General features: G+C 37.9%; 17 protein-coding genes. 11 read left to right on the forward strand and 6 right to left on the reverse strand.

The window, feature by feature from the left end; all coding sequences use genetic code 11:
• The first annotated feature begins 87 nt into the window (after nucleotides 1–87).
• The 8 genes from R5R67_RS07915 (at nucleotide 88) to R5R67_RS07950 (ending at nucleotide 7,485) form a co-directional block, all read left to right on the forward strand.
• Nucleotides 88–1,023, forward strand: coding sequence for an ABC transporter ATP-binding protein (locus R5R67_RS07915; RefSeq protein ID WP_000128671.1), 936 nt, complete (start codon nucleotides 88–90; stop codon nucleotides 1,021–1,023).
• Nucleotides 1,020–1,793: an ABC transporter permease gene (locus tag R5R67_RS07920; RefSeq protein WP_001010536.1), complete on the forward strand. Its 774-nt coding sequence runs from the start codon at nucleotides 1,020–1,022 to the stop codon at nucleotides 1,791–1,793. Before R5R67_RS07915 ends, R5R67_RS07920 begins: the two co-directional genes overlap by 4 nt.
• Nucleotides 1,790–2,602, forward strand: coding sequence for an NADPH-dependent 7-cyano-7-deazaguanine reductase QueF (gene queF / locus R5R67_RS07925; protein WP_000110173.1), 813 nt, complete (start codon nucleotides 1,790–1,792; stop codon nucleotides 2,600–2,602). The genes R5R67_RS07920 and queF overlap by 4 nt, the downstream gene beginning before the upstream one ends.
• A 23-nt stretch (nucleotides 2,603–2,625) precedes the next feature.
• Nucleotides 2,626–3,276 carry a hypothetical protein gene (locus R5R67_RS07930; protein ID WP_001115740.1) on the forward strand — a complete coding sequence of 217 codons (651 nt, stop codon included), beginning with the start codon at nucleotides 2,626–2,628 and terminating at the stop codon, nucleotides 3,274–3,276.
• A gap of 128 nt (nucleotides 3,277–3,404) precedes the next feature.
• On the forward strand, nucleotides 3,405–4,547 hold the full coding sequence (gene rodA / locus R5R67_RS07935) for a rod shape-determining protein RodA (RefSeq protein ID WP_000075225.1): 1,143 nt from the start codon (nucleotides 3,405–3,407) through the stop codon (nucleotides 4,545–4,547).
• A 19-nt stretch (nucleotides 4,548–4,566) separates the two neighbouring features.
• A complete protein-coding gene (gene mltB, locus R5R67_RS07940) occupies nucleotides 4,567–5,568 on the forward strand; it encodes a lytic murein transglycosylase B (protein ID WP_000951088.1) in 1,002 nt (333 codons plus the stop codon).
• A 290-nt stretch (nucleotides 5,569–5,858) separates the two neighbouring features.
• On the forward strand, nucleotides 5,859–6,476 hold the full coding sequence (locus R5R67_RS07945) for a septal ring lytic transglycosylase RlpA family protein (protein WP_001177236.1): 618 nt from the start codon (nucleotides 5,859–5,861) through the stop codon (nucleotides 6,474–6,476).
• A gap of 556 nt (nucleotides 6,477–7,032) precedes the next feature.
• Entirely contained in the window at nucleotides 7,033–7,485 is a 453-nt protein-coding gene (locus tag R5R67_RS07950; RefSeq protein WP_000835608.1) for a DUF962 domain-containing protein, read from the forward strand.
• A gap of 43 nt (nucleotides 7,486–7,528) precedes the next feature.
• Here R5R67_RS07950 and R5R67_RS07955 read toward each other — a convergent pair whose 3' ends face one another.
• The 6 genes from R5R67_RS07955 to rpsB form a co-directional block, all read right to left on the reverse strand.
• Nucleotides 7,529–7,846 carry an AzlD domain-containing protein gene (locus tag R5R67_RS07955; RefSeq protein WP_000118661.1) on the reverse strand — a complete coding sequence of 106 codons (318 nt, stop codon included), beginning with the start codon at nucleotides 7,844–7,846 and terminating at the stop codon, nucleotides 7,529–7,531.
• Nucleotide 7,847: 1 nt separating this feature from the next.
• Complete coding sequence (locus R5R67_RS07960) at nucleotides 7,848–8,564, reverse strand: AzlC family ABC transporter permease (protein WP_025466911.1); 717 nt, start codon at nucleotides 8,562–8,564, stop codon at nucleotides 7,848–7,850.
• Between the two features lie 94 nt (nucleotides 8,565–8,658).
• Nucleotides 8,659–9,483, reverse strand: coding sequence for a helix-turn-helix transcriptional regulator (locus R5R67_RS07965; RefSeq protein WP_000554500.1), 825 nt, complete (start codon nucleotides 9,481–9,483; stop codon nucleotides 8,659–8,661).
• Between the two features lie 98 nt (nucleotides 9,484–9,581).
• Nucleotides 9,582–10,067, reverse strand: a complete 486-nt coding sequence (locus tag R5R67_RS07970) for a DUF3465 domain-containing protein (protein WP_000182514.1) — start codon at nucleotides 10,065–10,067, stop codon at nucleotides 9,582–9,584.
• 65 nt (nucleotides 10,068–10,132) lie between these two features.
• Nucleotides 10,133–11,008 carry a translation elongation factor Ts gene (gene tsf / locus R5R67_RS07975; RefSeq protein WP_000125378.1) on the reverse strand — a complete coding sequence of 292 codons (876 nt, stop codon included), beginning with the start codon at nucleotides 11,006–11,008 and terminating at the stop codon, nucleotides 10,133–10,135.
• 137 nt (nucleotides 11,009–11,145) lie between these two features.
• On the reverse strand, nucleotides 11,146–11,898 hold the full coding sequence (gene rpsB, locus R5R67_RS07980; protein ID WP_001982118.1) for a 30S ribosomal protein S2: 753 nt from the start codon (nucleotides 11,896–11,898) through the stop codon (nucleotides 11,146–11,148).
• Between the two features lie 209 nt (nucleotides 11,899–12,107).
• Here rpsB and map point away from each other — a divergent pair, with 209 nt between their 5' ends.
• The 3 genes from map to R5R67_RS07995 all read left to right on the forward strand — a co-directional run bounded on the left by map (nucleotide 12,108) and on the right by R5R67_RS07995 (nucleotide 15,995).
• Nucleotides 12,108–12,935, forward strand: a complete 828-nt coding sequence (map, locus tag R5R67_RS07985) for a type I methionyl aminopeptidase (protein ID WP_001089491.1) — start codon at nucleotides 12,108–12,110, stop codon at nucleotides 12,933–12,935.
• 204 nt (nucleotides 12,936–13,139) lie between these two features.
• Nucleotides 13,140–14,234, forward strand: a complete 1,095-nt coding sequence (locus tag R5R67_RS07990) for an OmpW/AlkL family protein (RefSeq protein ID WP_000976523.1) — start codon at nucleotides 13,140–13,142, stop codon at nucleotides 14,232–14,234.
• A 414-nt stretch (nucleotides 14,235–14,648) separates the two neighbouring features.
• Nucleotides 14,649–15,995 carry an MFS transporter gene (locus R5R67_RS07995; protein WP_000097622.1) on the forward strand — a complete coding sequence of 449 codons (1,347 nt, stop codon included), beginning with the start codon at nucleotides 14,649–14,651 and terminating at the stop codon, nucleotides 15,993–15,995.
• The last annotated feature ends 153 nt before the right edge of the window (nucleotides 15,996–16,148 follow it).

Raw genomic sequence — 16,148 nt, forward strand, 5'->3', positions numbered from 1 at the left:
TCAATTTTATAAAATTCCGACTATTTTACTTGGTTTATTAATCATTATCGCTCAAAATATACCCCTCTTTCATAATGTGAGAATTTCATGACTGATGCTTTGGTTTTAAGAGATTTGTCCAAAACATATCGTAATGGTTTTCAGGCGTTAAAAGGTATTAACCTCACTGTGCCTGAAGGTGAATTTTATGCGTTGTTAGGTCCAAATGGCGCCGGCAAATCAACAACCATTGGTATTATCAGCTCCCTCACGAAAAAGACCTCAGGAACAGTTGAGATTTTCGGACATAATCTCGATACTCATCCATCCTTGGCAAAACAGCAGCTTGGCGTTGTCCCTCAGGAATTTAACTTTGGGCAGTTTGAAAAAGCATTTGATATTTTAGTAACGCAAGCTGGTTATTACGGTATCCATAGAAAGATTGCAGAAAAGCGCGCAGAACATTATTTAGAAAAACTGGGCCTATGGGAAAAACGTAATATACAAGCACGCATGCTGTCGGGTGGTATGAAACGCCGTCTTATGATTGCCCGTGCCATGATGCATGAGCCTCAACTTCTTATTTTAGATGAGCCTACTGCAGGTGTAGATATTGAGTTACGCCGTTCTATGTGGGATTTTCTGACCGAAATGAACGAAAACGGTACTTCTATTATTTTAACGACACATTATCTTGAAGAAGCAGAAATGTTGTGTCGTCAAATTGCCATCATTGACCGTGGTGTCATTAAAGAAGATACCAGCATGAAAAGTTTCTTAAACCAGCTAAGTGAAGAGTCTTTTATTTTTGATTTGGCTGAACCTATTGCCCCACTCCAGCTCAATATTATTGGTGTGAAATTCAACTTAATTGATAGTAGTACTTTAGAAGTAACAATGGATAAAGCACATACATTAAATGATTTATTCCAACTTTTAGAGTCACAAGGTATTCGTGTTCGCAGCATGCGAAATAAATCGAATCGTCTTGAAGAGCTATTTGTCAAAATGGTCGAGAAAAATCTTGAAGGAGCGGCAAAATGAACTTTAACCAACTGCAAATTGCCCTCTGGACTCTAGTTCGTAAAGAAGTACGCCGATTTCTACGCATTTGGCCACAAACCTTATTACCACCTGCAATTACCATGAGTTTGTACTTTGTCATTTTCGGTAATTTGGTTGGCTCACGTATTGGTGAAATGGGTGGCGTAAGTTACATGCAATTTATTGTACCTGGCCTCATCATGATGGCTGTCATTACCAACAGTTATGCCAATGTATCATCGAGTTTCTTTAGTGTGAAATTTCAAAAAAGCATTGAAGAGCTGATTATGAGCCCTGTGCCCTTACATATTATCTTATGGGGCTATGTTATTGGTGGTATTTGTCGAGGTGTCTTGGTTGGTGCAATCGTTACCGCGATGAGTATGTTTTTTACTGATCTTTTTATCCATAACTGGTTCGTAACTATATATACAGTATTAATTACATCCGTTTTATTTTCTTTAGGCGGTTTTATTAATGCAGTCTACGCAAAATCATTTGATGATATTTCTATTATTCCAACATTTGTACTTACTCCACTTACCTATTTAGGTGGTGTGTTTTATGCCATTAGTGCACTTGGTCCTTTTTGGCAAAAACTTTCTTTAATTAATCCTATTGTTTATATGGTAAATGCTTTCCGTTTCGGCATTTTAGGTCATAGTGACGTGAACGTTTCGTTCTCTTTAATCATTGTGACATTGTGCTGTGCTGTACTTTACGGAATTGCTTATTATTTACTTGCTCGTGGTTCAGGAATGCGTGAATGAGTGTCGAACAGTCTTTATTGGGTAAAGAAACCCAATATCCAACTAGCTATCAACCCGATGTGTTATTTCCAATTGCACGTGCTCAATCTCGTGAAAAATATGCTCATATCCAAGGTATAACCCAAGGTAAAGATTGGTGGCACGTTTTCGAAATTTCTTGGTTGAATGCTCACGGTATTCCACAGGTTGCTATCGGCAGAATTACACTGCCAGCTTCTTCACCGAATTTGATTGAATCAAAGTCATTAAAACTTTATTTCAATAGTCTTAACTTCACTCAGTTTGACTCTACACAGTCATTCATTGAAACAGTTGAAAAAGATCTATCTGCTGCGGCAGGTGCAAAAGTTGAATTAACCCTATTTCAAGTAGATGATTTAGAGACTTCTAAACCTCAAGGGATCTGTATTGATGATCTTATGCCAGAGCGTTTAGAACAACATCCTGATGCTACTCTCTTAAAACTTGATGAGTCAGGTGAAGAAATCGAAGTTGAACTGTATTCTCATCTTTTGAGAAGTAACTGCCCAGTCACGGGTCAGCCGGATTGGGGGACAGTTTTTATTCGTTTTAAGGGCAAAAAACCTTGTTATCGTAGTCTTTTAGCCTATATTATTTCGTACCGTCAGCATAACGGTTTCCACGAACAATGTGTCGAACAAATCTTTGCCGATATTTGGCAAAATTTGCAACCTGAAAAGCTGATGGTTTATGCAACTTATACTCGCCGCGGTGGACTTGATATCAATCCTTGCCGAGTATCGGATCTTACATGGATGCCAAAACCGATTCGATTGGCACGACAATAAAACGAATAATTTGAGGATACACCATGCCGTTTTTTGGTTTTACCCCTTCTGAAGGCTTATTGAACGATATACAGACTGGAATTGCGAATAAAAATTCTAGTGAACCGTTATATCCACTTCGAGACAAAATCGCTTTACAACTTAATGAGGAAATTATTGAAAATGTACTTACTCAGTTAGTACAACATTTCCCAGCGAGTGAAAAAAGAGATACCGCCGAAAAACTAGCTGGTTATGTCAAATCAACAGTTGCCGTGCTTTTAAAGCAATTACTCAGCAAAGCGCCAAACGATGTGGTTAAACAGTCAGTTGAGTTTTCAGAGAAAAGCTTATTTAAAGATCCACAAGGCCAATATAAAGTTGGCGTAGCTTTAGATGCTGGCCTAGTTACCAACTTGAAGCATAATTTTGCCGAGCTTCAAGCGGGTAATGACATTAATAAAGCAGCATTAGCAGAACTATATAAACAGTTCGGTGATGCTATGGTGAGACATTTTATGTCTGACTTTAATAAAACATTAGATTTAGGCATGATTAAGCGTAAAGCAGCCGATATTGGCGCTGCTGCTGTAACTAAAGCAGTTCATATTGCGATCGACAAACTCATTCCAAGTTTAAATCGCACTGAACTAAAAGCGATGGCTGAATATCATGATGGACTATTCTTTAACTAATAAAAAATAGTCTATCGGAAACCTGGTGAGAGCCAGGTTTTTTTATTGCAAAATATTGATATACATTGTCATAAATCAGGTTTATGTTAGCATGCGCCAAGCACTGATTGACCTTTAGTTAAAGCCGCATGTCTCCTAGTCCACAATATAAATTTTTACGCCAAGCTCCTCGAGATGGCCTTAGTACTGCCATGCAACCTTCGCGCTGGCAGCAGCTTCATATTGACCCTTGGTTATGCCTATTTTTATTCCTAAATGCATTGTTAGGTTTAACGGTACTTTATAGTGCATCTGCACAAGATGTGGGACTCGTCAGTAAACAGGCCATGAGCTTTGGTATCGGCTTTCTGGTCATGATTAGCCTAGCGCAAATTCCACCCAAGGTTTATCAAGCTTTTTCACCTTATTTTTATTTATTTGGCCTGTTTTCCCTAATTGGCGTTATGGTTTTTGGTGAAGTTCGCATGGGTGCGCAGCGCTGGATCGATATTCCGGGGTTCGGGAGTGTTCAACCCAGCGAATTTATGAAAATTGGCATGCCAATGATGGTTGCATGGTTTTTAGCTCGCAAACCTCTTCCTCCTAGCTTCACGCAGGTTATTTTGTCTTTAATGTTAATTGGTGTTCCATTTTTACTTATTGCAGAACAGCCTGACCTAGGAACATCACTATTAGTATTAGCAAGTGGTATTTTTGTACTGTTCTTAAGTGGGCTATCTTGGCGCATGATCGGTGCAGCAGCAGCTTGTGCAGCTATTGTGATTCCAATTGCATGGGAATTCCTTTTACACGACTATCAACGTCAACGGGTATTAACGTTGCTTGACCCAGAAGCGGATGCTTTAGGAACAGGCTGGAACATTATTCAGTCCAAAACAGCAATCGGTTCTGGTGGGTTCTCAGGTAAAGGTTTCCTCGAAGGTACTCAATCACATTTACACTTCTTACCAGAAGGCCATACTGACTTTATTATTGCTGCTTACTCAGAAGAATTCGGTTTAATTGGTGTACTTATATTAGTAATTCTTTATTCGGCCATTATTTTTAGAACATTTCAAATCGGTTTACAAAGCTTTCACAATTATGGCCGATTAGTGGCTGGCGCGTTTGGTTTGTCCTTTTTTGTTTATGTATTTGTAAACGCAGGAATGGTCAGTGGTATTTTACCTGTAGTGGGTGTTCCCTTACCTTTTATGAGTTATGGCGGTACCGCTATTATTACTTTAATGGCCACTTTTGGTTTAGTCATGTCTATTCATACACATCGATAATCTGGAATTTAAAAAAGATATGTTGTCTCAATTTGTTAATAAAACTTTAAAAGTGCTTGCCTTGTGTACTGGCCTTATTAGCACAAGTCATTTTGCTCAGGCCAATGATTTTGTAACTCATCCTAACTATTTAAATTTTAAACAAAAAGCCATGAGCACTTATGGCTTAAGCGGTGAACAGGTTGACGCCGCTATGAATGGTGCAAAAAATTTACCAAACATTATAAATATTATGACTCGCCCTGGTGAAAGTAAGCCTTGGTACGACTATCGCTCTATGTTTTTAGTCGAAGGTACTATTCAACGTGGTGTCCGCTTTAAAAACCAATATGCCGATGCTCTCAATCGTGCTGAACAACAATTTGGTGTCTCTCAAGCGGTTATTCTAGGCATTTTAGGTGTTGAAACAGGTTATGGAGCCAATAAAGGTTCGTTTATTACTCGTGATGCACTTGCAACGTTAGCTTTTGGCTACCCACGCCGTGCTGAATATTTTGGTGATGAGTTAGCTGCTCTCATTGCATGGACTTACAAAGAAGGCTATCCAACCAATAGTATTGTAGGTTCTTATGCTGGTGCCATTGGCTTCCCGCAGTTTATGCCAAGCAACATTAGTAAATACGGGGTGGACTTTGATGGTAATGGTCATATCGACCTACGAAACTCTGCAGAAGATGCGATTGGCTCAATCGCAAATTACTTAGCAAAGCAAGGCTGGCAACGCGATCAACCTATTGGTTTTATGGCTCGTTACACAGGTTCAAATCCGGAAAGTATCATTGCTAAAGATTTGACCCAGCCCACTCCGTATGGTGCACTAAAAAATCAAGGGATTTCTCCCTTAAATCCGTTAGTCAAAATTGATGACTTAGATATGGTAAATGTTATTCAATTACAAGACTATAACGGTCCAATTTACTATTTAACCTATCCGAACTTTCAAGTAATTACGACTTATAACAAAAGCCGAATGTATGCGACTGCCGTATGGTTGTTAGGTACAGAAGTAGCTAGCCGATAGGCTAGCTTTTTGATGAGTTTATGTAAAAGTCAATAAATATTTTTGTTAAATCGATCACAATACATACACTTTAAATACCTTGTTACATATTTGATTATTTTTTAACCTAAAACTGTAAGTTTTTGCCCTTTTTGTAACTATTTCTCGTTAAAGACTAGACACTCTCCGTAAGCGATGAATATTATCCACCCCAATCAAGCAATTGCAAAAGTGAATAATTAGGCATGTTCACTTCAATTTTTAGCTCTTTGGCTAAATGAAAAAGTGCATGTTCTCAGGAGTTTATATAAATGCAGTTATCGCTGAAATACATTCTTGCACTGACGGCTAGTTTAAGCATGGCCCCACTGCACGCTGAAATGATGCAATCATCATCATTAAATAGCGATGTAGATGGTCCAAATGCAAATTTAGCTGCACGTGTGTTGAGTAAAGATACTCAAAACTTTAATTCTCGTTTCTCTAACATTAACAGTCTTTCAATCACTGAACGTTCTGGCGATCAAATCCGTCGTCAAGCTATCGCAGCTAAAATTGAAATCCCTGAAGATGAGCCTTCAGTGATTGAAAAACTTAACACAGTAGCTTCAAATACTGTTCGTAAGTTTAGCCAAACTGGTATGGCATCGTGGTATGGTCGTCAATTCCATGGCCGTAAAACTGCAAGTGGTGAAACATTCGATATGAATGCACTTACTGCTGCTCACCGTAGCTTACCGCTTAACTGTTATATCCGTGTCACCAACAAAGACAATGGCAAAAGCGTAGTGGTAAAAGTAAACGATCGTGGTCCTTTCCATGGTAATCGTGTGCTTGATTTATCATACGGTGCAGCTAAACGCCTTGGTATTACCAATGCTGGTACTGCTAAAGTAAGTATTGAGCGTGTAGACGGTCCTACTTCATAAGCGATTACTCCTCGAGTTCATGAAAAAGCCACCAGTTAAGTTGTGGCTTTTTTAATATAAAAAGAGCAAAAAAAACCTATAAAAATTTTGTGTCTAGATTCGTTTTTTCATTACAAAAATGATTATTTTTTAACCCAAAAACACACTGATTTATTCTTTATCGATTTTTGCGCATATTTTTCGATTACAGCCATTTTAAAATAATTCCGCTACCCTAGTACCACTTTAGTCTAAAAAGAGTTGTTTAACGCGTTTTAAGACAAGATGAGTTGAGTATTTTTCTATTATTTTCCCATTCTTCATGAAAATGAGGTTTTTTTGAGGATTTGACTCTCTCAAAATCACAAATAAATAACCTGAAATTTTTGAGCTCATCCTCCCCTTTCTTCCGTGCTGTTTTTCATTTTTGCGCCGCAATGAATAAACTTTAAATTTTAGGCTTACTTGATTTTACAAACATGTCGATATAGAACTTGTCTTGTCTCTCCCGATAACGAGAGGATAAAATATAAATAGAAAAAGAATGGCTCAAAATTAGACAAGGAGAACAAGGTCTATGAAATCTATCGGTGAATGGTTTGATGAATATAGTGAAAGTCATCAAAACCCGATAAATAAGAAAATTCACTGGGTATGTGTTCCAGCTATTTTATTTTCGATTATTGGAATTATTGCTCACTTTAGTGCCCTACTCACCGCTTTACTCGTAGTACTTACACTCATTTTTTATGCTCGGCTTGATCTTGTACTTGCAGTAGCAATGGCTGCTCTACTTGTTGTGATGGCATGGCTTATTTATGTTCTACCAGTAGGTGTAGGATTTTATATTGCTCTTTTTGTGTTTGCCTGGATTGGACAATTTTATGGACATAAAGTTGAAGGAAAAAAACCTTCTTTCTTTAAAGATTTGCAATTTCTCTTGATTGGTCCGGTCTGGTGTATGGATGCTTATCTTGCAAAGATATTACCTCATTGGAAAAGCCGACAAAAGAAACTGATTGCTCAATAAATCATTAAGTTAAAGCTGAATCCTAAAAAGATTCAGCTTTAACTTAATGATTTATTAGAAAATTTATAAAATAAAAAAATGCTAGGCTCAGCAGAACGCTCGGTAACACTTTTTTAAAATAGAAAGCCACGACAGTACAAAATATCGTTGCGTATAAGTAAGGATTATCTAAAAATCCTCTTAATTCATTATTTTCAAAAAAAATTACTGGAATACAAATAGCACTTAATAAACAAGGAGCTGAATAATTCAACATTTTATTCATAAGTACTGGTAATTTAACTTTTACGTTTGGTTCCAAAAAATAATAACGATTAAAAAGTACGATAGCTGCCAGTCCTAAAATCATGAGCCATGACATTTTATTTTCCTCCCATTTTATTTTCGACTATTACCGCAATAAACATCCCCAATAAACCAGAAATTAGAATGGCACCTTCTATATGAAAAAATTTAAGCACAAAACCACTGACACAAGTCATTAAAATGCCTGCCATTACAGGCTTCCCTTTACACATAGGAACAATCATGGCAACGAAAATAGCAATAATGGAAAAATCCAAATGATAATTTAATAAGTTAGGTAGCGCGGTTGCTAATAAAATACCAACTAAACTAAAAACCACCCAAAATAAATAAAAGCAAAGACCTGCTCCGAATAAGTATTGAGGATGTTTTTTCTCATTAGGAACACTTACTGCAAATAATTCGTCGGTAAGCAGAAACCCTAAAGTTAGTCTTTTTGAGAGAGGTAAAATAGAAACGTCATTTCTTAAAGTTAAAGCATAAATAAAATGTTGAGCAGTAAGAAAGAAAATAGTGACATAGATGGTTAATAACGATGCACCTTCCATCACCATGCTTAAACTTACTAATTGCGCAGCGCCAGCAAACACAATTCCTGACATCGCTAGTGCTTTATAAAATGATAAACCCGCATGAATTGCCATTGATCCAGCTAAAATAGCCCATGGTATAACCGAAATAGATAGTGGCAATATATCTATCGCCCCTCGTGAAAAAAGATGCGGTGGTCGGCTTTTAGAAAATCTAATAGATTGATTTAAATGAGTATTCATCCCTAGACATCTATAACAGTTATTATTTATAGATTTTCTGGTATTTAGCTCAGCTTCTCTTGAACAAAATTGCGGTTAGCACTGCAAATAAATTTTAAAGATTAAGACTCGCCACATATTGGGTTGGTGTAACACCCATCGCCTTTTTAAAATGACGATTAAAATGGCTTTGATCAGAAAAACCACATTGCTGTGCAACCATTACAATTTGAACGCCTTGTTTTAATAATTGTCTCGCTTTTTGCAAACGCGCCTGTACTAACCATGCATGAGGCGGTAAACCTACATGTTTTTTAAATTGTCTTAAAAAATGCCATGCACTTAATCCGACCATATCAGCTAATTCCTGCAAAGAAAAATTCTTTTCAGGCATATCAGCTAACAAATCTTTAACTTTTAATACTTTTGAATAAGCTTCTGGTAACTCGCAAAAGGTGTGTCTTGACTTACCATGACGTACCATTAAGCATGCTAATGTTGATAAATACATGGTTTCTTTAAGCAAAAAATTGTCTTTTTGTTCTAATAAATCAAATAATAAACACAGTTGTTGAGATAATCCCAAGTCCTGAATTACAGCTTGCGGAAACCAAGGTGCCCCATGGCCTTGCTCAAAAAAATCTTGGCTTACTTCAGCAAGCATTTCGGGCGTAGGATAGATTGCACGGTAACGCCAGCCCGATTCAACAGCAGATGAGCCTGTGTGAATTTCATCTGCATTAACTAAAATAATGTCACCTTTAGGAGCAACATGCAGTTGACCCGTCCTAAAAAAAGACTGTGCACCCTCTTCAATGACACCAATACAATATCCTTCATGAGTATGCTTTGAAAATTGTGTTTGGTGATAATGTGCTTTTAATAATTCTAAACCGCCCAACTCTCGCAAATGCAAGTAGTCAGCCTGTTCCCGGTGCATATATACATCTCATCTATTTATCTACAAAAAAACATAGCATGTTTTAAAAAGATGCATAGAACAAAATTGCTGTTATGCGGAAATGGATACCCTATTTTCTATTGATAAATACGACCATTATGTTTTAGCCAACCATTTTCATGGCGGTTCTGTGGATCATGATGCGTCCAATGTAATACTCCACCTTTTTCGTTATATTCATATTCCCCGTTAAATTCGACAATATCACCCTTTCTTAAATCTTCAATTTTTGGTGCTAAATCAATATTATGTGCTACTAAAATTGAAAGACCATTTTTTAATACCAAAATAAATTTCTGGTGTCTCGACCCATCATTATCTTCTCTTAAGATTGCTTTTACTCGACCACTACCCTCCACTTGAACGTTACTTTGTCTACGTTCATAAGCAGCCTTTATGGTGTCTACTCCATCATTTGAAAACGTCGTTTCAGTACGCTGATTCGCAGGTATGCTTGATGATGGTGTCGGATTGTTTTTATGCCCAGATAAGTCCAGACCCAAATATGCAGCAATTAATAAAACAATTATGCCGCCAATACCTAGATTCTTTTTATTTGTCATCTTTAGATTCCGTTTTCAACAGAGATAAAAAAAGCCCCATAGGGGGCTTTTTTTGAAGATACGAATTACTTCGCAGCAGCTTGAGCAGCAGCAACTTCTTCAGCAAAGCTAAGTTCAGCTTTTTTCTCGATACCTTCACCAACTTCGAAACGTACGAAGTTAGCAACATTTGTACCAGTCGCTTTTAATACGTCAGCAACTTTTTTCTCGTTGTCGATAACGTACATTTGACGGTCAAGAGCAACTTCGTTTAAGTATTTCTCAACAGAACCAGTTACCATTTTCTCAACGATGTTCGCTGGTTTACCAGATTCTAACGCTTTCGCTTCAGCAATTTCTTTCTCTTTAGCGATAAGGTCAGCTGGAACAGCTTCAGCATTTACTGCTACTGGGTTGAATGCAGCAACGTGCATTGCAATACCTTTACCAGTGTCAGCATCACCAGTATAAGAAACTACAACACCGATTTTTAAACCGTGTTTATAGATAGCCAATTGTTCGCCTTCAACGATTTTCGCACGACGAACTTGGATGTTTTCACCGATTTTTTGAACAAGCGCGATACGAGCTTCTTCAACTGATTGGCCATCAGCCAATTTTAATTCAGCAATTTTAGCAGCATCAGTTTCGCCAGCAGCTAATGCAGCAGCAGCAACTGTGTGTGCAAAGTTAGAGAAGTTTTCGTCTTTAGCAACGAAGTCAGTTTGACAGTTTACTTCAACTAAGATCGCTTTATTACCGTCTTGAACGATAGTGATTGCACCGTCAGCAGCAATGTTGCCAGCTTTTTTAGCAGCTTTAGCTTGACCAGATTTACGAAGGTTATCAATAGCAAGTTCGATGTCACCGTTCGCTTCTGTTAATGCTTTTTTGCATTCCATCATTGCAAGACCAGTACGGTCACGTAATTCTTTTACCATGCTTGCAGTAATTGCAGTCATGTTGATCTCCTAAAATCGGTAGAAAATAAATCTGTTCAACAAAAACGGCCCAAAGAAACTCTGGGCCGTTTGCACTCTCGACGCTTAATTTGCCACCATTACATGTCGCAAAAATGACAAGCCTGCGTCAAAACGCATTAAGCCTCAGAAGCGTCTTTCGCAGCGTCATCGCCTTTTGCTTGAGCGTTCGCTTGAGATTGAGCGTATTCTTTACCAGCAAGAATTGCATCAGCCATAGCTGAAGCATATAAAGTTACTGCACGGATCGCATCGTCGTTACCAGGAATAACGTAATCTACGTTGTCTGGGTTAGAGTTTGTATCAACGATACCGATAACAGGAATACCTAAGTTTTTCGCTTCTTTGATTGCAATCGCTTCGTGATCAACGTCGATTACAAATAATGCGTCAGGTAAACCACCCATGTTTTTAACGCCGCCTAAAGAGCGCTCAAGTTTTTCCATCTCACGAGTACGTTCTAAAGCTTCACGTTTAGTAAGCTTAGCAAAAGTACCGTCTTGAGATTGAGTTTGAAGATCTTTTAAACGGTTGATAGATTGGCGAAGTGTTTTCCAGTTCGTCAACATACCACCTAACCAACGGTGATCTACGTATGGTTGACCAGCGCGTTGAGCTTGTTCACGGATGATGTTAGAAGCAGCACGTTTTGTACCAACGAACAAAACTTTGTTCTTTTTGCTTGCTAATTGGTTAGCGAAGTTCAAAGCATCATTTAACGCAGGAACAGTGTGCTCAAGGTTGATGATGTGAATTTTGTTGCGCGCGCCAAAAATGTATTGACGCATTTTTGGGTTCCAGAAACGAGTTTGGTGACCAAAGTGCGCACCTGCTTGAAGAAGGTCGCGCATGCTTACGTTGTAATCTGCCATTTTCTTTACCTTAAAAGTTGGGTTAGGCCTCCATATATCCGCATTCTCCACCTTTTTACGGGCACCCAGAGTAATGTGACGATATATGTGCGGATTTTTACTCCACCTATCAAAATTCTTCGTAAAAGATATTCACGAAAAGCATTTGATAAAATGGGCGGCTATTTATACCATAGACGCTTGTAAATTACCAAAAGTTTTTAGAGATCATGAACAGTACTTATACAGCTCCACGTCGATTAATCAAAACTCCAGATGAAATTGAAAAAATGCGCATTGCAGGACGACTGGCGGCTGAAGTTCTAGATATGATCAAGCCGCATATTAAAGCCGGTGTAAGCACACTCGAGCTTGATACGATTTGTCGTAATCATATTGAAAATGTACAGCACGCTATTCCGGCCTGTGTAGGTTACGGTGGTGCGCCAGGACGCCCTGCTTTTCAACACTCTATCTGTACTTCGGTTAACCATGTTGTATGTCATGGTATTCCTTCTGAAAATAAAATCTTAAAAAACGGCGATATCCTTAACATCGACGTGACCGTCATTAAAGATGGTTATCATGGCGATACCAACATGATGTATATCGTGGGTGGTGAAACTTCTATTCTGGCAAATCGTTTATGTAAAGTAGCTCAAGAAGCGATGTATCGTGGAATGGCAACAGTTAGAGATGGTTCGTATTTAGGCGATATTGGACATGCCATCCAAAAATATGTCGAATCAGAGCGTTTTAGCGTAGTGCGTGAATATTGTGGTCATGGCATTGGTACCGTTTTCCATGATGAACCTCAAGTGTTGCACTATGGCCAAGCTGGTACGGGCATGCGTTTAGAAGCTGGTATGACTTTCACTATTGAACCTATGGTAAATGCGGGTGTTTGGCAAACCAAATTGCTGGGTGACAAATGGACAGTTGTAACCAAAGACCATAAACTTTCAGCTCAATATGAACATACTATTTTAGTTACTAAAACAGGGATTGAAGTATTAACAGCTCGCCCAGAAGAAGATCTTTCACGCTTTAATCAATAATTTAATCAAAATTAATAAAAGGCTGCTTTATGTAGCCTTTTCTTTTTTATTTTGTACTTTTTATTAATAAATATTTCCAAATATAAACAAATATTTCAAAAAAATTACAATTATTAATTTTTAATACACAATTTTTTCAATAAAACGCGTTATGGTGGGCTCAATAAAAATCAGTAAACAAATGCTCGGACATGGAGTCCTTTTATGATGAAAAAGTCATTATTTTGTATGACAGCTGCCTTATTTGCTCTGCCAACAGTCACTTCCGCCGCTTCCCCATATTTTAGTTTAAAAGATGGTGATGGTTTCAAACGTTTTTCAGTCTCAGCTGGTCCTTTATATGTCAAACCAACAGGAAAAGCCCAACCTGTTTTTGTGAATACTGCTGTGAAAAAAGGTGAACAAGCTCAGGTTGGCGATGTCTCTATTAAGACAGTCAAAGAGAGCATGTCTAAAGATATGGATCCCAACTTATCTACATTCTTTATAGATTTCTTAGATAAACTAGGAAAAGAAAAACTACCAGCAGAATTAAGTGGTAATGCGAATATTTATGGATTAGATCAATGGGATAATCCGGGGACAGGTTTAGAAGCAGATGATGTTACAACACTAGGCATCATGACAAACTACTTCTTTACCGATAATGTTTCATTAGAAATAAAGGCAGGTATTCCCCCAAAAGTCGACTTACAGGGTAAAGGTAAAATTTATGCTCCTCTTAAAGCCCAAGCTCATCCATCAATTGAGCTACCTTTAATTGGGGGTATTGGTTTACCATCTATTGATTTAGAAAAACAAATTTTTATCACTGACCTTGAAGGCCATGGAAGTGCGGCATCAGCTCGAGCTTGGACACCAGCATTTGAATTTCAATATCATTTTGGCAAGACCGGTGTAAATAAGTTCAGGCCTTATATTGGACTGGGCGTAATGTATGCATATTTCAATGAATTAGAAATAAATCCTGAAATCGAAAAAGATTTAGTAAATGCTGGTCATATGATTGTCAATATTAAAGATGGCAAAGCGGGAGCTGCTCTTGATCGTTTAAAAAGTTCTGGTGATCCAAAAGTAAATCTTGAGGCTTCCGATGCCATTGCACCTGTTGCGACTGCCGGTTTCACCTATGACTTTAATGACAAATGGTATGCTGTTGGTTCTGTGTCTTATGCTCACTTAAAAACAGATACAACTATTACAGTCAATGACGCCAAATACGGTGAGTTAATTAATGCAAAAGCAGATATCGAAATTAATCCAATATTAGGTTATGCCGGTATTGGTTACCGATTCTAAATCTCAAAAGCACACAAGCTATAAAAGCTTTACTTAAGCTTTTATAGCTTTTTTATTTATCCTGCCAAAATTGCTTCTTTTTAAACCAAAATGCCAAAAAAATGAGCATTTTTTAGGATCATATTTACTAAGTTCAACCTTCTTTATTTTTTATTTAATACCTCTTCTTTTAATTCCTTTTCTCTAATGATTTTTATGTTAGATAACTAACCTAATAAAATTAAAAACTAAGATTTTCCTTTTAGTAAAAATTATCTTTTGGCACGCCCTTTGCTTTATTTATGACATGATGAATCAATGGCGATTCAATGGATAAACCAAGACGGCCAAAGATGTCCGCTCTGATCGGTATGCAAATAGACAATTCATTTTGTCATGCAAATTAAAATTTCGTTCAGTTCAGGGGGACGGCGTATGTCTTCAAATATTAATTTAGATGCAAAAAAAGCGACTGAAATTAAATTATTCAGTTTTTCAACCCCAGCCATGCGTGCTTTCCACATGACTTGGCTCGCGTTCTTTGTCTGCTTCTTCGCATGGTTTGCTTGCGCTCCATTAATGCCCGTTATTAAAGGTGAGTTCGGCTTAACCAAAGATCAAATTGCCAATATTAATATTGCCGCCGTTGCAATTACAATTTTAGTGCGGCTTGCTGTCGGACCACTTTGTGATAAATATGGTCCGCGTATTACTTACACCACCCTTCTCTTACTTGGCAGTATTCCTGTATTTGGTGTTGCCGCTGCCAACAGCTATGAATCTTTTCTTTTCTTCCGTTTACTCATCGGTGCAATTGGCGCAAGCTTTGTCATTACGCAATATCATACCAGTATCATGTTTGCACCAAATGTCGTAGGCACAGCAAATGCAGCTGCTGCGGGTTGGGGTAATGCTGGCGGTGGTGCAACACAAGCTCTAATGCCTTTATTACTCGGTGCAATTGTAATGTTCGGTGTCGAGCAAACTATGGGTTGGCGCGTTGCATTAATCGTACCAGGCGTAATGATGGTAATTGTTGGGGTTCTTTACTGGAAACTTACCCAAGACTGTCCTCAAGGAAACTTTAAAGAAGTTCGTGCACAAGGTATTGAGGTGGGTAGCGGTAAAAAAGGTGGCATGGCAATCTTAATGCAAGCGGCTCGTAACTACCGTGTCTGGATTTTATTTCTCGCTTATGGTGCTTGCTTTGGTATTGAAATTTTCATCCATAATGTTGCGGCAATGTACTATGTTGACCAATTCAAAATGGATTTAAAAACAGCAGGGTTAACCGCAGGTATATTTGGTCTTCTAGCCTTATTTGCACGTGCATTGGGTGGTATTATTTCCGATAAAGTCGCACTTAAAAAAGGTTTAGACGGACGTACTAAAGTACTTGTACTGATGATTTTAGGCGAAGGTTTATTCTTAATACTCTTCTCTCAAATGAACGTCGTAGCTCTTGCAATTATTTCCATGACAGTTTTTGCATTGTTTACCCATATGGCTTGCGGAGCAACATATGCACTGGTCCCTTTTATTGACCGAAATGCATTAGGCGGCGTCGCCGGCATTATTGGCGCAGGTGGAAATGTGGGTGCAGTGGCAGCTGGTTTCTTACTAAAAGGCGTACTCGATCTGCAAACTTGTCTATTTATTTTAGGTGGACTGGTTATGGTTGCAGGCTGTAGTGTAATTTTGATTCGCTTCACAACCGAGCACAAAGAAAAAGAAAAAATACTTTTTGAACAAGCTCTACTTGAACGCAATTCCGCAGCCTAATTCCGATAAGAAGCAGAAATCACAAATGATTTTTGCTTCTTCACCTTTTTCATAATAATCCGAAATCTCTAAGATACTTTTTAATTTTTCTTAAAATAATTTTATAGATATATCGATATTATTCGATATATCTTCTACAATGATTTATCACAT

The organism is Acinetobacter sp. OYA S30 (assembly GCF_033599315.1).
Taxonomy (GTDB): Bacteria; Pseudomonadota; Gammaproteobacteria; order Pseudomonadales; family Moraxellaceae; genus Acinetobacter; species Acinetobacter baumannii.